Source organism: Streptomyces sp. CB03238 (assembly GCF_002099185.1).
Classification (GTDB): Bacteria; Actinomycetota; Actinomycetes; order Streptomycetales; family Streptomycetaceae; genus Streptomyces.
The window spans coordinates 260,884-286,800 of the sequence record NZ_NBCN01000002.1; the positions used below are offsets into that span (position 1 = coordinate 260,884).

16 protein-coding genes are annotated in these 25,917 nt (G+C 72.3%); 10 read left to right on the forward strand and 6 right to left on the reverse strand.

What is annotated here, in order from left to right:
• Window positions 1-56 precede the first annotated feature (56 nt).
• Window positions 57-2,699, reverse strand: coding sequence for a lysylphosphatidylglycerol synthase domain-containing protein (locus tag BKD26_RS03975; protein WP_084895773.1), 2,643 nt, complete (start codon window positions 2,697-2,699; stop codon window positions 57-59).
• Between the two features lie 179 nt (window positions 2,700-2,878).
• Between BKD26_RS03975 and BKD26_RS03980 the strand changes: the two genes are divergently transcribed.
• The 5 genes from BKD26_RS03980 (at window position 2,879) to nudC (ending at window position 13,492) form a co-directional block, all read left to right on the forward strand.
• Window positions 2,879-3,280 carry an MGMT family protein gene (locus BKD26_RS03980; RefSeq protein ID WP_084895776.1) on the forward strand — a complete coding sequence of 134 codons (402 nt, stop codon included), beginning with the start codon at window positions 2,879-2,881 and terminating at the stop codon, window positions 3,278-3,280.
• 149 nt (window positions 3,281-3,429) lie between these two features.
• Window positions 3,430-7,218, forward strand: a complete 3,789-nt coding sequence (locus BKD26_RS03985) for an ATP-dependent DNA helicase (protein WP_084895778.1) — start codon at window positions 3,430-3,432, stop codon at window positions 7,216-7,218.
• 44 nt (window positions 7,219-7,262) lie between these two features.
• Window positions 7,263-11,057: an ATP-dependent DNA helicase gene (locus BKD26_RS03990; RefSeq protein WP_084895780.1), complete on the forward strand. Its 3,795-nt coding sequence runs from the start codon at window positions 7,263-7,265 to the stop codon at window positions 11,055-11,057.
• Window positions 11,058-11,067: 10 nt separating this feature from the next.
• On the forward strand, window positions 11,068-12,474 hold the full coding sequence (locus BKD26_RS03995) for a dipeptidase (protein WP_084895782.1): 1,407 nt from the start codon (window positions 11,068-11,070) through the stop codon (window positions 12,472-12,474).
• Window positions 12,475-12,544: 70 nt separating this feature from the next.
• Window positions 12,545-13,492 carry an NAD(+) diphosphatase gene (gene nudC, locus BKD26_RS04000; protein WP_084895784.1) on the forward strand — a complete coding sequence of 316 codons (948 nt, stop codon included), beginning with the start codon at window positions 12,545-12,547 and terminating at the stop codon, window positions 13,490-13,492.
• Between the two features lie 54 nt (window positions 13,493-13,546).
• On the opposite strand, the gene BKD26_RS04005 is transcribed toward nudC, so the two are convergent.
• From BKD26_RS04005 to BKD26_RS04025, 5 genes are read right to left on the reverse strand one after another with little or no spacing between them, the layout of a single operon-like run.
• Window positions 13,547-14,863 carry a PQQ-binding-like beta-propeller repeat protein gene (locus BKD26_RS04005; RefSeq protein ID WP_179166402.1) on the reverse strand — a complete coding sequence of 439 codons (1,317 nt, stop codon included), beginning with the start codon at window positions 14,861-14,863 and terminating at the stop codon, window positions 13,547-13,549.
• A gap of 43 nt (window positions 14,864-14,906) precedes the next feature.
• Window positions 14,907-15,905: a hypothetical protein gene (locus tag BKD26_RS04010; protein WP_084895788.1), complete on the reverse strand. Its 999-nt coding sequence runs from the start codon at window positions 15,903-15,905 to the stop codon at window positions 14,907-14,909.
• On the reverse strand, window positions 15,902-16,396 hold the full coding sequence (locus BKD26_RS04015; protein WP_084895790.1) for a hypothetical protein: 495 nt from the start codon (window positions 16,394-16,396) through the stop codon (window positions 15,902-15,904). The genes BKD26_RS04010 and BKD26_RS04015 overlap by 4 nt, the downstream gene beginning before the upstream one ends.
• Window positions 16,393-17,085, reverse strand: coding sequence for a hypothetical protein (locus tag BKD26_RS04020; protein WP_084895792.1), 693 nt, complete (start codon window positions 17,083-17,085; stop codon window positions 16,393-16,395). Before BKD26_RS04020 ends, BKD26_RS04015 begins: the two co-directional genes overlap by 4 nt.
• A complete protein-coding gene (locus BKD26_RS04025) occupies window positions 17,082-18,905 on the reverse strand; it encodes a type IV secretory system conjugative DNA transfer family protein (protein ID WP_179166403.1) in 1,824 nt (607 codons plus the stop codon). Before BKD26_RS04025 ends, BKD26_RS04020 begins: the two co-directional genes overlap by 4 nt.
• Before the next feature lie 224 nt (window positions 18,906-19,129).
• Between BKD26_RS04025 and BKD26_RS04030 the strand changes: the two genes are divergently transcribed.
• Genes BKD26_RS04030 through BKD26_RS04050 form a run of 5 tightly spaced genes read left to right on the forward strand, consistent with a single transcriptional unit; the run spans window position 19,130 to window position 25,835 of the window.
• Window positions 19,130-20,275, forward strand: a complete 1,146-nt coding sequence (locus BKD26_RS04030) for a conjugal transfer protein (RefSeq protein WP_179166404.1) — start codon at window positions 19,130-19,132, stop codon at window positions 20,273-20,275.
• A 59-nt stretch (window positions 20,276-20,334) separates the two neighbouring features.
• Window positions 20,335-20,583: a hypothetical protein gene (locus BKD26_RS04035; RefSeq protein ID WP_084895798.1), complete on the forward strand. Its 249-nt coding sequence runs from the start codon at window positions 20,335-20,337 to the stop codon at window positions 20,581-20,583.
• Complete coding sequence (locus BKD26_RS04040; RefSeq protein ID WP_084895800.1) at window positions 20,583-21,167, forward strand: hypothetical protein; 585 nt, start codon at window positions 20,583-20,585, stop codon at window positions 21,165-21,167. The genes BKD26_RS04035 and BKD26_RS04040 overlap by 1 nt, the downstream gene beginning before the upstream one ends.
• Window positions 21,164-23,734: an ATP-binding protein gene (locus tag BKD26_RS04045; RefSeq protein WP_084895802.1), complete on the forward strand. Its 2,571-nt coding sequence runs from the start codon at window positions 21,164-21,166 to the stop codon at window positions 23,732-23,734. The genes BKD26_RS04040 and BKD26_RS04045 overlap by 4 nt, the downstream gene beginning before the upstream one ends.
• Before the next feature lie 37 nt (window positions 23,735-23,771).
• Window positions 23,772-25,835 carry a hypothetical protein gene (locus BKD26_RS04050; RefSeq protein ID WP_084895804.1) on the forward strand — a complete coding sequence of 688 codons (2,064 nt, stop codon included), beginning with the start codon at window positions 23,772-23,774 and terminating at the stop codon, window positions 25,833-25,835.
• Window positions 25,836-25,917: the final 82 nt, after the last annotated feature.

Sequence of the window (25,917 nt, forward strand, 5' to 3'; positions counted from 1 at the left end):
CGCCACATGCCCGGCCCCGTACGCCGTCCCCTGAACCGGGCTCCGCGGCCCGTCGGTTACAGGGCGCCCTTCCGCGTCAGGAAGTTGAACGAGAACCACCCCGGCAGCACCGGCAGCCACAGCGTCATCAGCCGGTACAGCAGCACCGCCGGCGCCGCCACCTCCGTGGGCAGGCCGCCCACGGCCACCAGACCGACGGTCAGCGCGCCCTCCACCGCACCGACACCGCCAGGCGTGGGGGCGGCCGACCCGATGGCGTTTCCGGCGAGGAAGACCACGGCGAGGCTGGCGTAGCTCAGCGGCTGCTCACCTTCGGAGAAGGCCCGGATCGACGCGTCCAGGCACAGCACGAACGTGCCCGTCAGCAGCAGCATGCCGCCGATTCCGGTGAGCAGCTTCATCGGCCGCTGCAGCACGTCCAGCATGCGCGGCACCACGCCCGCGAACAGCGTCCGCAGCCGGGTCGAGACGAACTTGCGCAGGGCGGGGATCGCCGTGACCACCAGCACCAGTACCGCGACCGTCAGCAGGCCCGCGATCACGGTTCTGGACGGGGTGAAGTCCTGGGTCTTCTCCGTGCCCGTCAGGTAGCCGAAGGCGAGCAGCAGCAGGATGTGCGCCCCCAGCCCGAACAACTGCGAGGCGCCGACGCTGGCCACCGCCAGCCCGGGTCGTACGCCGGAGCGCTGGAGGAAGCGGGTGTTGAGCGCCACGCCGCCGACCGCCGCAGGGGCGACGATCTTCACGAACGACCCCGCCACCTGGGCGACCACCGTCCGCCCGAACGGCACCCGCTCCGGCACGAAGCCCAGCAGGCTCATCGCGGCCGCCACGTAGCTGAGCGCGGAGAAGAGCAGCGCCATCGCGACCCAGGCCCAGTCCGCCTCGGCGAACGTGGACACGGACAGCGACGCCTTGGCGATCTGGGAGATCAGGAAGTACGCGGCGATGGCGCCCGCGATGAGGCTGATGAGCGTCCGTGGCCTGATGCGCTCCAGCCGCACCGGTTCCACCGGGGCCTGGGGCCGGATGAGCAGGACCTGCTGCCGGATCTGGACCAGCAGGTCCTCCTCGCGGGCCTCGTCCAGGGCTTCGTCCAGGGCGCGCTTCTCGGCCTGCTTCTCGGCGCGTACGGCCTTTCGGTCGGCGCGCTTTTCCTCCTCGCTCTTCTCCGCGTGGCCCTCCAGCCGCGCCTGCTTGGCCGCCGCCGACGCGGCGAGCACCGCCTCCCGCTCCCGCTGCGCACGCTCCCGCGCGAGTCTGCGCAGGGTGGCACGGGTCGACCGGCTCAGGGCGATGGGCTGGAGCAGCGGCAGGCAGTCGGCGACCCTGTCCGGGCCGAGTGCGTCCACGGCGGCGGCCACCGCGCGCTCCGCCCCCACCCGTAGGCCGAGCGTGGTGAGGAGCTGCGCGATGTCCATGCGCAGGACGAGGTCACCGGCGGCGATCTCCCCGCCACGGAGATCTGTGATGATCACTTTGCCGGAACGATCCACCAGAAGGGCGTCGCCCGTCAGCCTGCGGTGGGCGATACGCCGGGACTGGAGCGCCTTCACCTGCTGCCAGGCGCCCCGCACCACCTGGTCGGTGATCTCGTCGTCCGTCAGGGCGTCCAGGGAACGGCTGCCGAGGTGCTCGTACACGAGCATGACGGCGTCCGGGCCGAGCTCGGCGGTCGCGATCAGCTTGGGCGCGTTGGCGCCGGCGGCGATCGCCGCGTACGCCAGCAGCGCCTCCTGCTCCAGGGCCTGGCGCAGGGACTGCAAGGAGCGGCGGGTGGTGATGCCGCGCAGGGTCAGCCTGCGCCAGACCCGGTAGAAGAAGCCCTGGGCCTGCTGTTCGCGGTCGACGACGGTGACGTCGAGCGGCGGGCCCTCCTCCAGCGTGACGAGATAGCGGCGGCCTCGGTCGCCCTGTTCGGCCGAGTCGGTGACGTCCTCGGCGCGCATGGCGGTGACCGGGCGGAAGCCGACGTGGCGCAGCCCGGCGAGGAGGGTCTGGCCGGTGGGCCGGACGTTCGGGGAGCCGACCGCGTACAGCGTGCCGTAGGCGACGGTCCAGCCGATCAGGATGGTCAGGATGATCGAGAACGGTGTGGTGTAGTCGGCGACCAGCATCGCGAAGGCGTCGAGCAGCAGCACCACCCACAGGGACACCCGCCAGCGCGGCCTGCGGGCCATTCCCACGGCCGTCATATAGGCGATGACGGGAGCGAGGTATCCATGGACGGGGTCTGTGAGGCCGCCCCCTGCCTGGGGTTGTGTCAGTGCCTCCTGGATCGTGCTGGGCGCGGCCCTGGCGACCCACAGGTCGGTGGCGAGGGTGACGCCGTGCGCCAGTACGGCGGCGAGGACGCCGTCCGCGATGCGCAGTCCGTCCCGCTTGATCAGGCGCTCGATCGCGAAGGCGACCGGGACGAGCAGGACGGCGATGCTGGAGACGAGCCCGGCTACCTTGACGAAGACGTCGGGGGCCTGGCCGGTGCCCTTGCTGATGTCCTCTTCCAGGCCGGTGGTGGTGGCGTGGGCGAAGGCGGCGATGGCGATGACGACGCCGATCGCGAGGATGCCGATGAGCAGGCGCAGCAGGTCGGACGGCCGGTGTACGCGGGCGGCGAGAAGCGGCTCGTCACCGGAGACACGGTCGATGTGCCTGTCCGCGTTCACGCATACCGTCTCCTTCGTCTCATTCTTCTCCATCGTCTCAGGAGGCCCCGAAGTGGTCGCCACCTCGGGAGGCCGCACATCCTGCCCCTTCGCCGCGTCTGTGTCTTGTTGATCTCGTATCACCGGTCACCGCCCGGAAGATGGTGGCATGACCGGGCGGTACAAGGGGCCATCAGGGTGCATTGCCCGCGTTGTCGGTGGTGTGGTGCAGGATGGACCGGGTGAGTGCTGAGGAGCTTCCGGAGTACGCGGAACGGGTGCTGGAAGTCGCCGAGCTGATCCCGGCCGGCCGGGTGATGACGTACGGGGACGTCGCGGAGTGGCTCGGCGAGGGCGGCCCGCGTCAGGTGGGGCGCGTCATGGCGCTCTACGGCGGCGCGGTGCCGTGGTGGCGGGTGGTGCGGGCGGACGGGCAGCTCCTGCCGGGCCATGAGCTGCGTGCCCTGGGTCACTACAAGGAGGAGGGCACCCCGTTGCGCGAGGCCACGCGCCAGGCCGAGGGCCATCTGCCGCGGCTCGACATGCGGCGGGCGCGGTGGGACGGCGGTGACGGTTCGGGAGGCGGCGGAGGCGGCGGTTCCGGCGGCGGCGCCAGTGTGATGGCTCACAGGTGACAGCTTCGGCCATGCGGCGGCGTGGCGGACAGGGTGGGCATCGTGGGCACGACCGTACGGAGTACGCGTAGCGTCGTCCCGCACAGCGTCCTCACCGCACCCACCCAGCATCCTCAGCACCAGCACACCCACCAGGACCGGCGATCCACGTGAGCTCCTCCTCGATTACCACCGGGCGTACGCCCTCTCGCGGGCGGACCCCGGGCGCGTACCGACTGGTGCGTACCCCGCCGGCTCCCGTGAACCCCCCTCTCCTGGACGCATCGCAGCGCGCTGTGGTTGACCATCCCGGCGGCCCGCTCCTGGTCCTCGCCGGACCCGGCACCGGCAAGACGACGACGCTGGTGGAGGCGGTCGCCGCGCGCGTCGCCGAGGGCACCGATCCGGAACGGATCCTGGTCCTCACCTTCAGCCGCAAGGCGGCCGTCGAACTGCGCGACCGGATGGCGGCGCGGATGGGCGGCGTGCGGGCCCCCCAGGCGACGACGTTCCACTCCTTCTGTTACGCGCTGATCCGCGCCCACCAGGACGCGGACCTCTTCTCCGAGCCGCTGCGCCTGCTGTCCGGCCCCGAACAGGACCTCGCCGTGCGGGAGCTGCTGGCGGGCCAGCTCGACCTGGAACGGGAGGGCCTGGCCCGTATCCACTGGCCTGACGAGCTGCGGGCCTGCCTGACCACGCGCGGCTTCGCCGACGAGGTACGGGCGGTGCTCGCCCGCTCGCGCGAGCTGGGCCTGGGCCCGCGCGCCCTGGCGGACTTCGCGGCGCGCACCGGGCGGCGGGACTGGTCGGCGGCGGCCGAGTTCCTCGCCGAGTACCTGGACGTGCTCGACATACAGGGCGTACTCGACTACGCGGAGCTGGTCCACCGGGCGGTGCCGCTGGCCGGTGCGGCGACGCTGCCCGGCTACGACGCCGTGTTCGTCGACGAGTACCAGGACACCGACCCGGCGCAGGTCCGGCTGCTGCGGGCGCTGGCGGGGGGTGGACGGACGCTGTACGCGTTCGGCGACCCGGACCAGTCGATCTACGCGTTCCGGGGCGCGGACGTCAACGGGCTCCTGGACTTCCCCGACACGTTCCGCCGGGCGGACGGCAGCCCCGCGCCGGTCGCCGTCCTGACCACCTCGCGCCGCTCGGGCGCCTCCCTGCTGGCCGCCACCCGGCTGCTGACCACCCGGATGCCGCTGCCGCGCCTGCCCGCCGACAAGGCCAGGGCGCACCGGGACCTGGCGGCGGTACGGGACGGCGGCCGGGTCGAGACGTACACCTTCCCGACCCCCTCCACGGAGCTCGACAACATCGCCGACATCCTGCGGCGCGCCCACCTGGAGGACGGGGTCCCGTGGAACGACATGGCGGTCCTGGTCCGCGCGGGCGGCCGCACCATCCCCACCCTGCGCCGCGCCCTCACCTCGGCGGGCGTCCCCGTCGAGGTCGACGGCAACGACGTCCCGCTGCGCCACGAACCGGCGGTGGCCCCGCTGCTGGCCGCGTTGCGCGCGGCGGCGACCCCGGTGGCGCCCGCGGCTCCGGCTGCTGAGCCGGGGGCGGGCTCCGCCCAGGGGACGGCCGCTGAGGGCCGTGCCGTCGCCGGGCCCGACGCCGAAGCCGCCGAGCCCGGTGGCGAAGGTCCGGAGGACGTCCCCGCTACCGGTGCCGGAGGCGAAGCCCCCGGGGTCCTCGCCGCGACCGGGTCCGGTGACGCGGCCTCCGGGTCCCTGACCCCCAGGGCCGACGACGCAGCAGCCTTGGCCGTCGCCGCCACCGGTGCCGGTGACGCAGCCGCTGAGGCCCTCGCCGCGGCCGGCTCCGGTGACGCGGCCCCTGAGGGACTCGCCGCTCCGGAGACAGGCGAGGAGGCCTCCGGGGCTCCTGCCGCGCCGGGGTCCGGTGACGCGGCCTCCGGGGCCCTGACCCCCAGGGTCGACGACGCGGCCGCCGAGGCCCTCGCCGTCACGGGGTCCGTCGACGCGACGCGCGAGGAGGGCCACGAGGGCGCGGGCGTACCGGTGGGACCGGGTGAAGCGACCGAGGCCGGTGTCCCCGGGGCGGCGGGCGAGTCGTGGCTCGACACCGAGACGGCGATCGGCCTGCTCGCCTCGCCCCTCGGCGGCATGGACGCCGCCGATCTGCGCCGCCTCGGGCGGGCCCTGAGGGACGAGGAGCGGGCCGGGGGCAACAAGGTCCCGCCGCCCTCCGACGTGCTGCTCGCCCGCGCCCTCGCCGAGCCCGAGCGGCTCGTGGCGCACGACCCCTCGTACGCCCGGGGCGCCCAGCGGCTCGGCGCGCTGCTCCGGGACGCGCGGGAGCTGCTCGCGAGCGGCGGCACCGCCGAGGAGGCCCTGTGGCTGCTGTGGAACGGCACGCCCTGGCCCGCCCGCCTCCAGCGCGCAGCGCTCCGGGGCGGCGCGGCCGGCCGTAACGCCGACCGCGACCTCGACGCCGTGTGCGCCCTGTTCGACACGGCCGCCCGCGCCGAGGAGCGCTCCGGCGGCCGCGGCGCCCTGAACTTCCTCGAAGAGCTCGACGCCCAGGACATCGCCGCCGACACCCTCTCCAAGCGGCCCGTACGCCCCGATGCCGTACGCCTCATGACCGCCCACCGCTCCAAGGGCCTCGAATGGGGCCTGGTCGTCGTGGCCGGCGTACAGGAAGGCCTCTGGCCCGACCTGCGCCGCCGCGGCTCCCTCCTGGAGGCCGACCGCATCGGCCACGACGGCATCGCCGAGCCGCTCACCCCGGGCGCCCTCCTCGCCGAGGAGCGCCGGCTCTTCTACGTGGCCGCCACCCGCGCCCGCGACCGCCTCGTCGTCACCGCCGTCAAGGCGCCCGCCGACGACGGCGACCAGCCGTCCCGTTTCCTCACCGAGCTCGGCGTCGAGCCGAAGGACATCACCGGCCGCCCCCGCCGCCCCCTCGCCGTGGCCGCGCTCGTCGCCGAACTGCGCGCCACCACCGTCGACCCCGACGCGTCCCCGGCGCTGCGCGACGCGGCCGCCCGGCGCCTGGCCCGGCTCGCCGCGCTCACCGACGACGAGGGGCAGCCGCTCGTCCCCGCGGCCCACCCCTACCGCTGGTGGGGTCTGTACGAGCCGACCCGCTCGACCGTGCCCCTCCGCGACCGGGACCGCCCCGTGGCGCTGTCCGGCAGCGCCCTGGACCAGCTCGCCAACACGTGTGCCCTGCAGTGGTTCCTGGGCCGCGAGGTCAAGGCGGACGCGCCCGCCACCGCCGCCCAGGGCTTCGGCAACGTCGTCCACGTCCTCGCCGACGAGGTGGCCTCCGGCCGCACCCCCGCCGACCTCGCCGTGCTGATGGAGCGCCTCGACTCCGTCTGGGACGCCCTCGCCTTCGACGCCCCCTGGAAGTCCGCCCAGGAAAAGGAGCACGCGCGCGTGGCGCTGGAGAGGTTCCTGCGCTGGCACGTCATGGACCGTGGCGGCCGCGCCCCCGCCGCCACCGAGCACGACTTCGACGTCACCCTGGAGGCGGGGGAGTACGAGGTACGGATCCGGGGCTCCATGGACCGCGTCGAGGCCGACGAGCACGGCCGGGCCTACGTCGTCGACTTCAAGACCGGCAAGGCGGCCCCCACCAAGGACGAGGTCGCCCACCACCCCCAGCTCGCCGTCTACCAGCTCGCCGTCCGCGAGGGCGCCGTCGACGAGGTCTTCGACGGCCGCCGCCCGGAGCCCGGCGGCGCCGAACTCGTCCAGCTGCGTCAGGCCGCGCCCAAGAAGGAGGGCGGGGAGGCCCTCCCCAAGGTGCAGGCCCAGGAGCCGCTCAGTGGCGAGTGGGTCGGGGACCTGCTCGCCACCGCCGCCGGCCGCGTACTGGACGAACGGTTCACCCCGGCCACCGGCAAGCACTGCGACCACTGCGCGTTCCGCGCCTCGTGCAGCGCCCGCCCGGAGGGCCGCCACATCGTGGAGTGAGCACGAGTGAGGACTGTCAGTGGGGGCGGTTAGCCTCATTGACCGTGACCACTCGCCTCACCGACCCCGAGCAGCTCAAGGAGCTCCTCGGCATCCCGTTCACCCCGGAGCAGACGGCCTGCATCACCGCGCCGCCCGCCCCGCAGGTCATCGTGGCCGGAGCCGGTTCCGGCAAGACGACGGTGATGGCCGCCCGCGTGGTCTGGCTGGTCGGCACGGGCCAGGTCGCCCCCGAGCAGGTCCTGGGCCTGACGTTCACCAACAAGGCGGCCGGCGAGCTGGCCGAGCGCGTCCGCAAGGCGCTCGTACGCGCCGGGGTGACCGACCCCGACGTCATCGACCCCGACAATCCGCCCGGCGAGCCGCGCATCTCCACGTACCACGCCTTCGCCGGGCAGCTCCTGACCGACCACGGCCTGCGCATCGGCCTGGAGCCCACCGCCCGCCTCCTCGCCGACGCCACCCGCTACCAGCTCGCCGCGCGCGTGCTGCGCGAGGCGCCCGGGCCGTACCCCGCCCTGACCAAGTCCTTCCCCACCCTCGTCAGCGATCTGCTCGCCCTCGACGCGGAACTCGCCGAACACCTCGTACGCCCCACCCATCTCCTCCGTCACGACTCCGAGCTGCTCGCCGCCCTCGAGGACGCCCGCCTCACCAACGCCGACCTGCGCAAGGTCCCCGAGGCGGCCGAGGCCCGCCGCGAGCTCACCGAGCTGGTCATCCGCTACCGCGCGGCCAAGCGCGAGCGCGACCTCCTCGACTTCGGCGACCAGATCGCCCTCTCCGCCGAGCTGGCCCTCACCCGGCCCGAGGTGGGCGCGATCCTGCGCGACGAGTTCCGGGTCGTGCTCCTGGACGAGTACCAGGACACGTCCGTCGCGCAGCGGCTGCTGCTGTCCGGGCTCTTCGGCGGAGGCACCGGACACCCGGTCACGGCCGTGGGCGACCCCTGCCAGGCGATCTACGGCTGGCGCGGCGCGTCCGTCGCCAACCTGGACGACTTCCCCGACCACTTCCCGTACGCGGACGGCACCCCCGCCACCCGCTTCTCGCTCAGCGAGAACCGCCGCAGTGGTGGCCGCCTCCTGGACCTCGCCAATGGGCTGGCCGAGCCCCTGCGCGCGATGCACGCGGGCGTGGAGGCGCTGCGCCCGGCGCCGGGCGCGGAGCGGGACGGCACCGTCCGGATCGCCCTGCTGCCCACCCAGGCGGAGGAGATCGCCTGGCTGGCCGACTCCATCGCCCATCTCGTACGGACCGGCAAGGAGCCCGGCGACATAGCCGTCCTGTGCCGTACGGCGACGGACTTCCCCGAGATCCAGGCCGCCCTGGTCGCGCGGGACGTCCCCGTCGAGGTCGTGGGCCTGTCAGGGCTGCTGCACCTGCCGGAGGTCGCCGACCTGGTCGCCGTCTGCGAGGTCCTCCAGGACCCGGGCGCCAACGCCTCCCTCGTACGGCTGCTCACCGGCCCGCGCTGGCGCATCGGCGCCCGCGACCTGGCGCTGCTGGGACGCCGCGCCAGGCTCCTGGTGCACCGCTCGCGGGACGACGGCGACACGGACCCCGACGAGCGCCTGGCGGCGGCGGTCGAGGGAGTGGACCCGTCGGAGGTCGTCTCGCTCGCCGACGCCCTGGACACCTTCCTCGAACCGGGGGCCGGTGCGGACGACGGCCTGCCCTTCTCGGCCGAGGCACGGGTACGGTTCGCCCGCCTCGCCACCGAACTGCGCGACCTGCGCCGCTCCCTGGCCGACCCCTTGATGGACGTCCTGCACCGGATCCTGGCCACCACCGGCCTGGAGGTGGAGCTGTCCGCCTCCCCGCACGCCCTGGCGGCCCGCCGCCGCGAGACGCTCTCGAACTTCCTCGACACAGCGGCCGGCTTCGCCTCCCTGGACGGCGAGGCGACCCTGCTGGCCTTCCTGGGCTTCCTGCGTACGGCCGCGCAGTACGAGAAGGGCCTGGACAACGCCCTGCCCGGTGGCGAGAACACCGTCAAGGTCCTGACCGCCCACAAGTCCAAGGGCCTGGAGTGGGACGTGGTCGCCGTCCCGGGCCTGGTCACCTCCCAGTTCCCCAGCACCAGGTCCCGCGAGTCCTGGACCGCCCAGCCCCAGGTCCTTCCACACGCGCTGCGCGGTGACGCCCCGACCCTCCCGGCGATCGAGGACTGGGACGCCAAGTCCCTGAAGTCCTTCAAGGACGCCATGAAGGACCACCAGCACACCGAGGAGCTCCGTCTCGGGTACGTGACCTTCACCCGCCCCCGCACCCTCCTCCTGGGCTCGGCCCACTGGTGGGGGCCCTCCCAGAAGCGGCCCAGGGGCCCGTCCCCGTTCCTGCACGCGCTGTACGACCACTGCGCGGCGGGCTTCGGCGAGATCGAGGCCTGGGCGGACGAACCGGCCGACGACGCCGAGAACCCGATGCTCCAGGAGTCCACGGCCGACCACGCCTGGCCGCTCCCTCTGGACCCCGCCTCGCTGGCCCGCCGCCGCGCCGCCGCCGACAAGGTCATCGAATACCTGGACTCCATGCCGGAGCCCGTGCCCCGGGGCGTCCTGGCCACCACCTTCCCGGACCCGGCCGACCCCGCCCACCCGAGCCGCTCGCGCCACGCGGCCCATTCCGGGCCGGAGGACGTGACCCGGGCCCGCCCGGAGGCGGACGACCTCGGTCCGGGCCACCCGGACCTGGACGGCCTGGCCCCGGACGCTCGGTATCCGGATCACGCGGACCGGTCCTACCCGGGCCACCCGCATGAGCCGGGTCACCGGGGTGACCCGGGCCCGGAGCACCCGGCGTATCCGGGCCACCCGGACCCCGACTTCCCCGATTCCCCCGACTTCCCCGACCACCCCGACCCCGACGAGCCGTGGCCCGACGACCTCGCGGACTGGGACGACTGGGCGACCGAGCTGCCCGGCGGCCCCGTACCCGGCGGCCACGTCGAGGCCACCACCCCGCCCACCGCCCTGCCCGCCCCCCGGCGCGGTGAAGCCGACGCCGGGGGCACCGCACCGCGCGCGGTTGCGGCCGACCGCCCAGGCCCCGACCGTCCCGGCCCCGACCGTCCCGGTCCCGGTGGGCCCGCCGCCCGGCGGGGGGAGCGCCTCACCCCCGAGGAGGCCCGCACCATCGCGTCCTGGGACCGCGATCTCGACGCCCTCGCAGGTGAGCTCCTCCGCGCCCGCGCCACCACCCGCGACGTCCTCCTCCCGCCGTCCCTGTCCGCCTCCCAGCTGCTGCGCCTCGCCGCCGATCCCGACGGGTTCGCGCAGGAGCTGGCCCGCCCCATGCCGCGCCCGCCGCAGCCCGCCGCGCGGCGCGGGACGCGGTTCCACGCGTGGGTGGAGGCCCGGTTCGAGGAGGTGCCGCTGCCGATGCTCGGGCCGGACGAACTGCCCGGCGGGGAGGTGTTCGCCGACGAGCCGGAGATCGCCGACGAGCGGGACCTGGCCGCGCTGAAGGAGGCGTTCGAGAACACCGCGTACGCCCTCCGCACGCCCCACCGCGTGGAGGCGCCCTTCCAGCTGGCCCTTGCCGGCCGGGTGATCCGCGGCCGCATCGACGCCGTCTACTACGACCGCGAAAGCGGTACGTACGAGATCGTCGACTGGAAGACCAACCGCTCCCGCACCGCCGACCCCCTCCAGCTCGCGGTCTACCGGCTCGCCTGGGCCGAGCAGCACGGGCTGCCGCTCGACGCGGTCACGGCAGCCTTCGTCTACGTACGGACGGGTGAAGTCGTCCGCCCGGAGCACCTCCCCGGACGCACCGAGCTCGAGAGCATCCTGCTCCGTGGGACGGCCGACGGGACGGCCCCCGATGCCGGATAGGCTCAAGGGCATGAGCGACACCCCGGACAGCGCCGTCCAGACCGTACGCGGGTACATAGAGCAGCACCGCACCGCCTTCCTCGACGACCTCGCCGAGTGGCTGCGCATCCCGTCCGTGTCGGCGCAGCCGGCGCACGCCCCGGACGTACGGCGCAGTGCCGAGTGGCTCGCGGCGAAGCTCAGGGAGACCGGTTTCCCGGTCGCCGAGGTGTGGGAGACGGAGGGAGCCCCGGCGGTCTTCGCCGAGTGGCCCTCCGGCGAGGCAACCGCCCCCACCGTCCTGGTCTACGGCCACCACGACGTCCAGCCCGCCGCCCGCGAGGACGGCTGGGACACTGACCCCTTCGAGCCGGTGATCCGTGGAAACCGGCTCCACGCGCGCGGTGCCGCCGACGACAAGGGCCAGGTGTTCTTCCACACCCTGGGTGTGCGCGCGCACCTCGCGCTGACCGGCCGCACCGCCCCCGCGGTCAACCTCAAGCTGCTCGTCGAGGGTGAGGAGGAATCCGGCTCCCCGCACTTCCGGGCGCTCGTGGAGCGGCACAGCGACCGTCTTGCCGCCGACGCCGTGATCGTCTCGGACACCGGCATGTGGTCGGAGACGACGCCCACCGTGTGCACGGGCCTGCGTGGCGTGGCCGACTGCGAGATCGAGCTGTACGGCCCCGACCAGGACATCCACTCCGGTGCTTTCGGAGGTGCCGTCCCCAACCCGGCCACGGTCGCCGCCCGCCTGGTGGCCGCGCTGCACGACGAGAACGAGCGGGTGACGATCCCCGGGTTCTACGACGCCGTCGAGGAGTTGACCGACGCCGAGCGCGCGCTGATCGCCGAGCTGCCGTTCGACGAGGCGTCGTGGCTGGCCAACGCCACCTCGTACGGGACGCTCGGCGAGGCCGGCTACTCCACTTTGGAGCGGGTCTGGGCCCGCCCGACCGCGGAGGTCAACGGCATCGGCGGCGGCTACCAGGGCCCCGGCGGCAAGACGATCATCCCGTCCTCCGCCCAGCTGAAGCTGTCGTTCCGGCTGGTCTCGGGCCAGGACCCGTACGTGATCGAGGCGGCCGTACGCGACTGGGTCGCCGCCCGCGTCCCCGCCGGCATCCGCCACAAGATCACCTTCGGTGCGCCGACCCGCCCCTGCCTGACGCCGCTCGACCACCCGGCGCTCCAGTCGGTCGTACGGTCGATGAGCCGGGCCTTCGACGGCGCGAAGATCCGCTTCACGCGCGAGGGCGGCTCGGGCCCGGCCGCCGATCTCCAGGACGTACTGGCCGCGCCGGTGCTGTTCCTGGGCATCTCCGTACCGTCCGACGGCTGGCACGCACCGAACGAGAAGGTCGAGCTGGACCTGCTGTTCAAGGGCGTGGAGACGACCGCCCACCTGTGGGGCGACCTGTCCACCGCACTGCGCTGAGCCGCACCCCGCCGAACCGCCGCACCAGACACCCAGGAGAACCCATCCACCGGGGGAGTTGGAAGCACCAGTGAGCATCATCAGTAACGAGGCCGGGCACCGGCCGATCGGCCTCACCGCCCCGAGCGGCATCGACCGCGCGGCCCACCACCGTCTCGACGAGGCGTGGCTGGCCGCGGCATGGAGCCACCCGACGACCCGGGTCTTCGTGGTCTCCGGCGGGCAGGTCCTGATCGACGACACCCCCGACGGCCGTACCGAACTGGTCATGACACCCGCCTTCGAGGCGCCGGTCACCGAGACCCACCGGTACTTCCTGGGCACGGACGAGGACGGCGTCCGTTACTTCGCGCTCCAGAAGGACTCCCTGCCCGGCCGCATGGACCAGTCCGCCCGGTCGGCCGGTCTGCGCGAGGCGGGGCTGCTGCTGTCCCCGCGAGACGCGGGGCTGATGGTGCACGCGGTGGCGCTGGAGAACTGGCAGCGGCTGCACCGCTTCTGTTCGCGCTGCGGCGAGCGCACGGTGATCGCGGCCGCCGGCCACATCCGCCGCTGCCCGGCCTGTGGCGCCGAGCACTACCCGCGTACCGACCCGGCCGTGATCATGCTGGTGACGGACGAGGAGGACCGGGCGCTGCTGGGCCGGCAGGTGCACTGGCCGGAGGGCCGCTTCTCCACGCTCGCGGGCTTCGTGGAGCCGGGCGAGTCGATCGAGCAGTCGGTGGCCCGGGAGGTCTTCGAGGAGGCCGGGGTGACGGTCGGGGAGGTCGAGTACGTCGCCAGCCAGCCGTGGCCGTTCCCGTCGAGCCTGATGCTGGGCTTCATGGCGCGGGCCACGTCGTCGGAGATCAACGTGGACGGGGACGAGATCGAGGAGGCCCGCTGGTTCTCCCGGGAAGAGCTGCGGGCCGCGTTCGAGTCCGGCGAGGTCCTTCCCCCCTACGGAATCTCGATCGCGGCCCGCCTGCTCGAGCTCTGGTACGGCAAGCCGCTGCCGAAGCCCGGAAACGTGGCGTAGCGCCGGTACGGCGTGCCCCGCCGAGCAGCCGCCGGCCGACGTACCCCCGGCCGGTCAGCCGACGGCGGGGTACGCCTCCAGACTGCCCATGTTGCCCTTTACCAGGCCGACCGTGCCATCGACCACGGCCGGGGCCACCCCCGGCTTCACTTCGCGGTCCGCACCGGTCCGCGCGTCCAGGACCACGGGGCCGCCGCCCTCCACCTCGCCGTAGACGGCGCCATGCCAGGCGGCCGTGACCTCGAGCGACGTGCGGTCCGCCGTGGGCAGCGACCACAACTGCTTGCCGGAGGCGACGTCGTAGGCGAGCACGCGCTTGTAGGTGTAGGCGATGCCGCACACGACGACGCTGCGTTCGTCGAAGGAGCACGCCCAGTCGTCCGTGCCGGTGGACGCGTCGAGGGGCAGGTGGACACGCGGCTTGCCCGTTCTGACGTCGATGACGTCCACGGAGTCGTCCCCGAAGTCACCGAAGAGGGACGAGTACGTCGCCTCGACCTGGACGACACCGGTGCCGACCGATCGCGCCTTGAGCGTGTTGCTCCTCGCGTACTGCTCCCACAGCTTGCCGCCGTCTTCGGGCGACAGACCCACCAGCTTGGTGAACTCCGCCTTGAACGGCTGGTCGTGGTGCTCGACGGTGAACTCCTCGGAGTTCTTGACCACGCCGACGACCGCTCCGCCGCTGTAGACGGGGTCGATGAGGCCGGCGTCCTGCTTGTCCCACAGCCTCTTCCCGGTCGCGGGGTCGAGTGCCCACACGGCCCCTCCTTCGGAGAAGACGGCCGCACCGCCGTCCGCACCGATGAGCTTGCCGGGGGTGTCGATCACCTCGCTCCACTGCTTGCTGCCGGAACGGGCGTCGAGGGCCACGACCGCCGTCGACGATGCCGACGCCTTCGAGGTGCCGGTACCGCCCGTCACGGTGCCCACAGCGGCGATCACGACGGTACGGCCCGGAAGCTGCACCACCACGGGCACCGGTACCTCCGGCACCGGACGGTCACTGAGCGGGGCGGTCCAGACGACTTCGCCGTTCGCGGTGTCGTAGGCGGACACCTTGTTGCCGTCGGACGCGTAGGCGATCCCCTTGTGCAAGGCGAACGAGGCCCGGCTGAACCTGGTCTGGCCGACATCCTCAGGTGACACCTTGAGAGCGTCCGGCAACCGGGTCTCCTTCTCGGCGTCGAACCTCACCGGCGGGTCGTAGCTCTTGCGCGGTGCGGCGGACGGCGACGCGGAGGCGGACGGCGACGTGGACGCGGACGGCGACGCCTGGGAACCGGCCCGGCCGCCGCCCTCCGATCCGTTGTCCCCGCCGCACGCGGTGAGGGCGCCGCCTATGAGGACGGCTGTGGCCAGCGCGGTCAATGATCGTCGGGATCGCAAAGAGGAGCCTTTCATCGTGTCGTCGTCACAGACGGGGGCCCTTGGGTCCCTGCCTGAGGTCGGGCAACGGCGAGTCGGTCAGGGAAGGAGCGGCGTTCTGCGTGCGCTGCGCCGGAAGCCCCGGGGGAGTGATGCGATCGCGCAGACTGGGGCCGTCGTCCTCCAGTAAGGCGGCCAGGTCCTCGCTGACCTCCGCCTCCACCACGGGTTCGGTGGCCGTCTCCACGGGCTCGGTGGCTTCGGCCCCGGCCGCCTTGGCCGAGTGGCCGGCGCGTACTTCCGCCTCGTAAGCCCGGACTTCTTCGATGACCTGGGGCCGCACCGCGGGGTTGAGCGTGGCCCGGACCTTGCGCTCCCCGAGCTCCTCGACGCCAGGAGGAATCCGGACGTTCTGGTAGCGCTCGTTCTGGAGCAGGTCGACCGCCTGCTCGTACTCCTTCGCGAGCTCGGGCTCGTTCTGGAACTTGTTGGTGAAGTACCCGGCCCGGGATATTTCGTACAGCTCGTGGTTGTCCATCTTCGCCCGGAAGCTCTCCGGCGTATGGAACTGGAGCTCGAACTTCTCGGGCCTCTCGGAGTGTTCCCAGGTCGTGTTGAGACCCTTGTACACCGGGTCTTCCCAAGTGTTCTTCTCCGAACCCGGGATCGGCCGGTACCCCTGCTCGCGCAGCTGCTCGTACACCTGCTTCGTGCCGGTGGTGTACTCCTCGGCGGGGAACGTCAGGGTGTAGCGGTGGAGGTCGTTGTTCTTACGCAACGGCTTCTCGACCCTGATGCCGCGCATCGCAGGCTCTGCCACCTTGCGGCGCAGCGAGTCCAGACCCTTGAGCGAGTACTGCAGCCCTTCGAGTCTGCCTCCCCGGCCGGCGACCGACGACTGTACCCCGCGCAGCTTCCGGTCGAGCTCGGCCTGTACCTGCCGTGCCTGCTGCCAGTGGTCGGTGACCACCTCGTTCTGTTCAGGCGTGAGGCGGAAGCCGGAATCGGTTCCCTCTCCGCGCCATGCCCCCGTGTCGTCGATCACAGATCGGTCGCTCCGCTCACGCCGCGGATCTGACGCAGCAGGCGCTCGGCCTCTTCAGGGGTGACCTCCGCGAGATACGTCAACTCGTCGGCGCGCGCGCTGAAATAGTCGAAGACCCGGGCGGTCGGCTCCCATGTGTTGCCCACCATGAATGCCTCGTCGAAAATGCGCTCGGGGCTGCGCCGCCGCCGCACCACCGAGAACGGAGCCTCACCGTCCCGCCAGGCCGCCTCGTCCTCGTACTCCGCCCAGTACCGCACCCATCCCTGACGGTCCGCCTCCAACTCCTTGGCACGCTCGGCCGTCACGGGGTGCAGCGCCTCGGGCAGCGGCTGCATCCTCACGGGGTTGTCCTGGCCCACCCCGCACCACTCCCAGGTGAGCAGGGACAGGTACTCCCAGGAGTCGCCGCTGCGCCGCCAGAGGCTGCTCGGCCGCTCCACGGTGTAGCCGGGATCGGTGTCGACGAAGTATTCGTACTGCTCGCTCATGCGTCGTACCTCCTCTTGCCTGAGGCGTCGATACGCGCCTCGAGTGCCGCCGGGTCGGTGAGGCGTCCCGGGCGGTCGGGTGAATGGTCGGACTCGCAGCCTTTGAACATGTAGTTCTGCCGGATCCGTTCGAGCGTCGGCCAGAGCCACATCTGGTGCCAGTAGGCCATCTCCTGCCCCGCTCCTCCCGAAGCCGCGTCGGCCTCGGACGCGGCGAGCCACGCCGCGCGCAGCCCGGCGAGTTCCTCCGTCACGCCGCCGTGCGCGGGCCAGCAGGGCCAGATGCGCAGGTGGAGCTGGGGCGCGTAGTGGCCACTGAGCCAGTCGACCCAGGCGGCCAGGTCCCGCCAGTCGCGCTCCGTCGCGCGGTACGACCAGGGGCTGCCCACGGGCCGGTCGGTCCCGGGCGGCGAGGCGGTGGAGGCGCCGGGACCGCCCTGCGAGGGGCGGCCCTGCTCCAGGGCGTCGAGCCGGACCAGGATCTCCCTCAGCACCTCCTCCACCTCGCGCTGGTCGTTCTTCACGCGCGTGGCGAAGGCGCGCACCAGCGCTTCCAGCTTCTCGCGGTGCTGCCGTACGGCCGCGACGTCCTGGGCGAGGCGCTGCACGGACGGGACGGCCGGGGCGGCCGGGGCGGCCTGGGGGGTCTGCACGGCCGGGGCGGCCGGATGCGTCTGCTCCGTGCTCAACTCTTCTCCAGGCTCGGTCCGACGCGGCGTGCCCGCGTGGCGTGCTCGGCGGCCCGCAGCTGCTTGCCGTCGCGCCGCGCGTCCCAGGGCACGAGCTCGGCGATGACACCGGGCGCTCCCCGGAACAGCAGCAGCGCCTGCCCGCCGGGCAGTTGCCGGATCTCCTCCGGCCGGAGCACCCGCCGCTCCCGTTCCGCCTGAGATGTGGTGGAGACGAAGAGCCGGTTGGACTCGCGGGACGTCGACACCTCCGCCATCTCCGTCTCGCCGACCAGTTCGGAGAAGCGGCGCAGTGCCTCGATGTCCTTGAGCCCGCCCATGACGAGGGTGGCGGCGGCGTTGTCGAGGAGGGTGTCGGCCTCCTGCTCGCCCCAGCGCAGGATGGCCTGGGCGAGGGACTGCAGGGCGTACACGATGTGGATGCCGTAACCGCGGGCGTCGGAGGCCAGCGAGGGAAGTTTCGGCAGCGGCGCGACGTTGGCGACCTCGTCCAGGACCAGGCGCAGGAACGGGTCCAGCCGGCCCGATGGGAGTCTCGGGGCGCGTCGCTTGGCGGCGTCGACGACCTCGCCGAGCAGCATCGTGGTGAGCGGTGAGACGTTGGTGGAGGCGTTGGCGTCGCTGATGAGCACGAGGGTGTCGCGGGAGGCCACGAAACGGTCCGGGTCGAAGACCGGCACGCCCTCCTGAGGGGTGACGCACCGCAGCACCTTCCGCAGGGCGAGCGGTTCGATCTGTGCCGCGAGGGTCTGACGCGTGGAGGCGACCGTCTCGTCCGCTCCGGTCGAGACGGACCTCAGCAGGACGTCCCAGCCCGGCTCGGCGCCGGGATGGTCGGTGAGGATGGTGCGCGGCTCGTCGGCGTTCTCCAGGTTGGTCGCCCAGCGCATCACGTGCTCGATGGTCCGGCCTTCGAGTGCAGCGGCGTGGAGCAGCCGGGTCAGGGCGGAGGACGCCGTCTGCTGGAAGAAGCCGGCGTTGGTGGACGAGGAGTCGTCGGCCCCCATGCCCACGGAGAACGACAGCGCCCTTGAGGTCGCCGTCTCGCCGTCCTGGCAGCCCGCGACCGGGTCCCACACCATCCGCTCGGGCCACCCGACGGTGTCGAGGGGGTCGAAGACCCACACCCGGCCCATGCGGGAGCGGGGTTCCGCGATGACGTCCAGGACGTCGGCACGGGTCGAGGTGACGACCAGGGGGCCGGGTGCGTCCAGGCAGGCCGGGATGACGACGGTGCGGGACTTGCCCGCCCCGGAGGGCGCGATGACGGCGACCGAGTCCTCGGGTGTGGCGACCAGAGGCTGCCCGGTGCCGAGTTGACGGCCGAGGAACCAGCCGACCTCGCTGAGGTCCGCCTTGGCCGCCGCCCGGGCGTCGAAACTGCCGTCGCTGCGGGTGAACGTCATCGCCCGGGTTTGTGCGGCCGACTTGCGGGCCCGCTGCTCACCGAGGGCGTAACGCGCCTCGTTCGCCGAGGCCAGCCCCTCGCCGCTGCGGCTCGTCGACCGCTGCCGTACTCGGCGAGCCACCGACCACACCAGGACGGTGGGTACGACGAGGAAGGCGGCCCAGACGGTGAGCGTGACGCCGGCCGAGGCCGGACGCACCCCGTCACCGAGTGCGCCGAGCGGTTCGTGGACGATGAGCGCCGCAATGGTGGCGGCGACATCGGACACGGCCAGGCCGTCCGCGGTCGCCCACACCGCGAGATGCCAGGCGACGGCCGTCGCGGCGATCAAGCAGACCGCTCTCAGGATGGTCGTCTCGCCACTGGAACCGGCCTTCTGCGGCTTGCGTCCAAGATCACGTCCGCGGCTCATTACCGCTCCCCCGAAGTACTGAACTCGCCCTGCCGGGCGACGCCATGATGCTGCACGACCGTAGCAGCTGCAATTTCGGAGGTGTTTGAGAGGCCAGAAGGCGGACGGATACGTAGGACTGTCGGACGATGTGGTTAGACTCGGCGCCGCCCTCAACACGGGGCCGCCGGCCGGCCTGTCGGATCCGGCTGTTGGAGCGATCAACGGGGTACGGGGAAGTCGGCATGGGGGCATTGCCCAAGGCCATTCGCGTCATTCTCAACCTGCCGGAGCCACGGCAGCAGCAGACGGAGAGCCGGACGCCTCCCGAGCAGGGCGGCGGAGTACAGCCCGGCCATACGGGGCCCGGGCAGGCCAATCCCTGGGTGGAGGCTGCCCGGCGGCTGGAGCCGGCGAACGCACCGGCCGGTGCGGCGGGCGGCGAGGGCCGCCCGCCGGCCGGTGCGACGGGCGCGGTCGGCGGCCGGCCCGGCTCCGATGGTGTTCCCGGCGGAGTGCCGTGGAACGTCCAGGAGGAGACGAGCGGTGCCAGGTTCGCCCGTCGGTTCGGGCGCGGCCTGCTGTGGACGGTCGTGGCCCTCGCCGCGATCACCGGTGTCCGTTCGTGGTTCTTCCCCGACAAGCCGCCGCAGGCGCCCCCGCCGGTGGTGCAGGCCGCGCCGCGCTACGCCGAGGCCCAGGCCCAGGCGGTCGCCGCGCGCTTCGCCCGTGCCTACCTGACGTGGAGTGAGGATGCCGTGGCCCAGCGGGAGAGTGCCCTGGCCCTGGATCTGGCGCCCGGCGTGGACGTCCGGCTCGGATGGGACGGCAAGGGCACTCAGCGTGTGGAGGAGCTGTACCCGGGGACGGTGACCGTGCTCAAGGACGGCCGGGCAAGGGTGCGTATCGAGGCTCTGGTGTCGGGCGCCCCTGCTGCGCAGGGCAAGGCGTCGGCGCAATGGATCGGGCTGGACGTTCCGGTCGCCCGGGTGGGCGAGCGGATCGTCGTGACCGGCGCCCCCGGCGTCGTCGCGCTCGTCAGGCCGGCCGCGCCGGCTCCCTGGGAGGCGCCGGAAGCCGACGCCGAGATGTCCACGCGTACCAAGGGCGTCGTAGAGCAGTTCTTCAAGCAGTACGCCGCCGGGGACCCGTCCGCGGTCGCCGCCCCAGGGGTGCGTATCCCGGCACTGCCCAAGGGCTATGTCCTGGCGGCGGTGAACAACTGGACGGTCGATCTCGCCAAGGGCGACGAGCGGACGGGGACCGCGGTGGTGACGTGGAGTACCTCCGGCGGAACCGTTTCCCAGACGTATCGCGTCAGCATCACTCGTGTGGCCTCCGCGAACGCGGGGCGCTGGCAGGTCTCGGGCCTCCACGGCGGAGCGTACTGACCGGCGGGATCACGGGTGCGAAGGCCCATCACAGACAGAATCACTGAAAGGCGCATGGCATGCCCATGATGGAAATCGCGGCTCCACTGACGGACGGCGGGCAGCTCAAGGACTGGGTTCTGCTCATCGCAGGGAACATCTTCATCGTCATCCTCGCGGTCCGTGGCATCGGCTACTACGCCAAGCGGGAATGGGGTGAGCTGATCGGCCACCTCATGGCCGCCGTGGTGATCGCCGGCATCGTGTACGCGCCCGACGTCGCCATCGGCTTGTTCCGGGGAATCTGGGAGAAGGTCGCGGGAGCCTGATGCGCAAGGGCTACACGTTCACCCGCCACTTCGACCTGGAGACGCGGCAGCACGAACTGATGGGCCTGGACCTGGGTGAAGGTGTGCCGAGGCGGACCCTGGTACTCGGAGTGGCACTGTTCGCCACGTGGTGCGGCGCCCTCGTGCTGATCTTCGGCGCCCCGTCCAAGTACACCTTCTCGCTGTACATGCTCCCGCCCCTGATCATCGCCGTACTCGGGGCGCAGCGGAACCGCAGGGTGGACCGGCGGCGCAACCTGACGTGCTGGGCGCTCGCCTGGCGGTACGTCACGAGCGGGCACCGGCCCCTGATCAATGGCGGCCGCCGGGCCGCCGAGCGCTCGGAATGGATCCCGGTGCGGGCCCGCTGGGGCGACCGGATCGAGCAGCTGATCGACCTCCCGGGCTTCGGCGGCCTGGAACCCCTGCTCAGCGGCGAGAACAAGCCGGCTCCGGCGGCCTCTCCCGTGCGGCTGGACGCCCGGGCGCGCATGTACGGCCCCGACCGCGTCTGGCATGCGCGCAAGAAGGCCGGCCTGACCGACAAGAAGACGTCCCCACCCAGCAGGAAGGCGAAGGCGTGAAGCTCACCAAGGCACTCGGACGCTTCATGGGCCTCGGACCCGAGCGGGCACTACCGCCTCCTCGTTACGAGGCACTCGCGGATGGTCTGGTCATCACCGACACCGCCGCCGAGGCATGGTTCGTGCTCTCCGGATCCAACACCGATCTCATGGCCGAACCGTCTCGCGACGCGGAGCAGGACACCATCTCCTCGGTCCTGGCCCGTACCCTGGCCGGCTACGAATGCCACCTCAGGGTCCTGTGGTCACCGCTCAACGCGGCCGACTACATCGATGAGGCCGAGGAGCTGTTCTCCGCCGGCCACTACCGGGAGTGGACGCAACTACGCGTCGACCGGCTCGACATGCTGCAGCTCCCCACCCGCCATCTGCTCCTGGGCGTGCGGATCGCCGAGCGGAACAACCAGACCAAGGCCAAGAGCCGGGCCGGCTTCCAGGAGGCCCTGGGACTGGGCACGCGTGCCGTCTCGTACAAGGAACTCGCCCGCCTGGACGCCCTGACACGGCGCCTCGGCCGACAGCTGGAGAGCACCCCTTGGAGGGCTCGGCCCGCCACGGTGGAGATGCTCGCCTGGATGATCGCGCGCGAACAGCACCGTGCCGCGCCGCTCCCCGCGGCCAACGGCGACGGAGCGGTCTCCGGTGCCAAACTCGCCCAGCTCACCCAGGGCAAGGTCATGCCCTACCCGGACCACCTCCAGGTCGTCGACGGCCGTGGTGAGGTGGCGGCCTGGGTCTCGGTGCTGGCCATGACCGGGTTCCCGGAGGAGATGGAGAGCCCGGGCAGCGGCGAATGGCTGCGTGCCGTCTCGGAGATCACCTACATCCCGGAGAACGAGGGCGACACGTTCCAGGACTTCGGGCAGATCCCCGTCGTACCCGTCAATCCCGAAGTCTCCGTGCGGTTCGAGGTGATGCACAAACGGGACGCCCTCAAGACCATCGACGAGGTCCGCAGGCTCGCCAAGGAGCAGCGTCAGTCGGCCGCCAAACACTCGGCGGGCGAGGCCGGCCGGGAGATCGAGGAAACCGAGCAGGTCATGGCCGAGCTCGCCCGCGACATGAAGCGGGACGACGTGACCCTGATCGAGGACCACCCGAGGCTCGTCGTCTCCAGTGACGTCGGCCTGGAAGACCTGCGGGCCAAGGTGGACGCCGTCGTCTCCTACTACGGCGGTCTCGGGATCGAGGTCGTCGTCGGCACCGACGAACAGCGGGAGCTGTGGATCGAGTCGCAGCCGGGAGACCTGGTCCGTGTCGCGGACCTCGGCCACACCCGCACGGTGGACGCCTTCGCAGGCTCCTGGTTCTGGGGCGGCGCACAGGTCGGTGACGACAAGGGGCCGATCATCGGCTACCTGACGGGCTCCACTCCCGGTGTCGTCCGCAACGACCTCACGGCGGGCAGCGAGCGTGGCGACGCGACCACCACCGCCTTCATCGGCCGCTCCGGCCGGGGCAAGACCACCGGCATGATGCTGAGCCTGCTCGACGCCGGCTTCCGTGAGGCGTTCGTCCTCGCCCTCGACTTCAAGGGTGACATCGGCGGACTCGTCACCGCGGCCCAGTCCTACGGGCTGAACTCCCACCTGGTCCAGACCGGTACGCACTACGCGGGCGTCGCCGACCTCTTCGGCATGCTGGGTGAGGACGAGCGGGCACAGGTCGAGGTACCGGCCCAGCTGGGCATCGCCCTGCCTTCGCACCTGCGTGCCCGTGGTGCCGAGACCCCCATCCAGAAGGCCGTCAACCAGGTCGTGGCCGAGGGGGAACCGGCCACCTGGAAGGTGATCCAGCGCCTGCGGACGAGCGAGGACCCGCTCGCCCAGGAGACCGGCGAGGCGCTCTACGAACTCTCCCTCACCGGTGTCGGGGCACCCTTCATGGGGCGGCCGTCGGGCGAGCCGATGCTGGTGCCCAGGCCGGGCCTGTGGGTGGTCCAGATGCCGGGCCTGTCGCTGCCGGACGCCGACAGTGACCGCGAGGACTGGAACGTCACCCAGCGCCTGTCGGTCGCCCTGATGCACTCGATGATCGCCTACGCCGTCACCACGGCGGGCCGCAAGGACCTCCGCGGACTGCGCAAGGTCGTGGCCGTCCCCGAGGTGCACGTGCTGACCGCGACCCGGGAGGGCAGCGCGTTCCTCCAGTACATCGCCCGGGTCGGCCGCGCACTGTCGACCGCGCTGGTCGTGGACACCCAGGACCCGGAGAGCCTGGCGGGCCTCACCGGCCTCGTCGAGCAGCTGACCACGGTCTTCGGCTTCCAGCTGACGACACCTCAGCAGCAGAGCGCGCTTGCCGCGCTGCTCGGCCTGCCCGACGACGAGCACACCCGCCGCCTCGTCCAGGCCATCGGCCTCCAGCCGGACGGCGAGATCCGGCACGGTCACTGCATCACCCGTGACCGCAGGTTCTCGTGCGCCACCACGCAGTTCGACATCCCGAGCGGCGACCTGCTCCGGCTGCTCAGCACCACCCCGAAGATCAGTCGCTTCGGTTCGGAGGCGGCGGCCGACGCGGCCACCGGCACCGGCCCGGACACGATGCAGGAGGCCCTGGCGTGAGCGGGACCGCGGACACCGATCGAGGGGGGCGGCGCCGATGAGACTGCGTACCCTCGCCGTCCCCGCCATGGGGGCGCTCACGACCGTCATGGTGCTCGCCAACGTCGCCTACGCGGCCGACCCCATCCCGCCGATCGGGGCGGGCGGGCTGATCCCCGAGGTCACCTCTCCTCCGGCCGGGTCCGGGACGCTCTACGAGACGTACTCCACGGACCTCGGCGTCTGGACCCTCGACGAGGACCTCGACACCGGCGTCACCGAGTGGAAGAACAACGCCCGTTACGCCCAGCACCTCATCAACCAGGTGCTGATGGGCATCATCGTGCTGGTCGGCCGCGCCTGCGTGGTGATCACACAGTGGGCGATCCAGGGCGCCTCGATCGACGAGCTGACCGGGCCCATCGTCAAGGCCATCTCCGGCGCCGCGGGAACCCTGGTCCCCACGGTGCTACCGGCCTGTCTGGTCATCGGCGCGCTCGTCGCCTACGGGAACCACCGCAAGGCGCAGGGCTCACAGATGTCGCAGATCGGCTGGCTGGCCGCCGCCGCGATCTTCTCGCTCTCCCTGCTCTCCAGTCCCGCCGTCTGGGTCGACGGCATCAACTCCGTCCGCAACATCGGCTCGGACGTCTCGTTCACCGTCGCCAACGCCGGGATCGGCCAGCCCGGCGACACTCCCATCAAGCTCTCGCACACACCGGAGTTCAAGGGCGATGCCAAGAACACCGTGATGCGCAAGGCCGGTGACGCGGTATGGCGGACCTACGTCGCGACCCCCTGGTGCGTGGCGGAGTTCGGCAGCCTCGAAGTCTGTGAGAAGGCCGGCGAGGGACTGCTGAACGAGGCCAAGAAGGACGACGGCAACCGGGGGCAGTGGCTCCACAACAACGTCCACGGGGAACCGGACAAGGGCTCGGGCACCTACGTCGGCGACGCCTCCGTCGACTGGCGGCAGGGCATGAACCCGGCCGGCCGGATGATGGTGCTGCTCCTGGGCATCGTCGCCGTGGTCATCTACGCGGTCCTGGCGCTGATGCTTGCCTTCGCCTCCATCGCGTCACTGCTGGGCGCGCTGATGCTGCTGGTGGCCGGGACGGTCTTCGCCTGCCTCTGGGTCATCCCGGGCCGGCCCCGGCAGTGGGGTGTCAAGTGGTTCGACGCCCTGCTCGGCATGGTGCTGCAGTCCTGCATCGCCACGCTCGTCCTCTCCTGCGTACTGATCATCACGGTGGTGTGCACCCAGACCGCCGGGCAACTGGGCTGGCTCCTGTCCTCCGGTCTGTCGATCACCGCGGCCATCGTGGCGTTCAAGCTCCGCAGGCTCGTCGAGACCATCATGGGGTCGATGAGCGGGCTGAGTGGCGAGGCGGGCATCGCCGGACTCGCCACCGCCAAGGCCGGTGCGCTCGCGGGCAAGGCGGCGGCTCTGGGCGCCAAGGCGCCGTTCAGGGCCGGCAGGAAGGCCGGCGACTTCGTCGGAAAGAGAATGAGCGGGCAGAGCGGCGGCAGTGGGGACAGCGCCGCGGAAGGCGGCGCGGTGGCCGGCGCCGCCACCCGTGGCGGTCGATTCCGCACCATTGCCCCGCCGGCCCCTCCGGGCGAGCAGCCCACGGGCCGCGGCACCGGTCCTGACCTCGCGAAGGGGCCCGGACAGGACCTCGCGAAGGGGCCCGGTCAGGGCCTCGGGAAGGGGCCCGGCCGGCCGGCGGGGCGCGACGGCACGCAGTCCGTCGTCGCCGCGGGGGCGCAGGGGACCCGCGGGAAGTACGGCAGCCCCGAAGGGGAGAAGGCCGGGGGCGCGCGTGCCGGGCACCGGCGCGGACGGACGGCGCCGCCACAGCGCCAGAGCTCCTCGCTCGACGCGATGCAGGACCGGCAGCGCGCACGCCTCGACCGTGCGGAGCGCCGCGGCAGTCAGGGCGGCCAGATCCCGAAGCAGCGCCGACGGCCCACGAGCACCTCGGACTTCAACTTCCGCAGGATGCAGCCCGGCCGCCGTCCGGCACCGTCGTCCACTCCCCGCTCCATGCCGGTGCAGCGGGGGAGCAGAGCCCTGCTTCAGCAGCCGGCCGGTGAGCGGCGCACGACCGGGGACCGGTAGGCGCATCGGCGAGCGAGCCGGGGTGGGCAGGAGTTGACGCCTGCCCACCCCGGTCGGCGTTCCGCCCACAGCCACATCACGA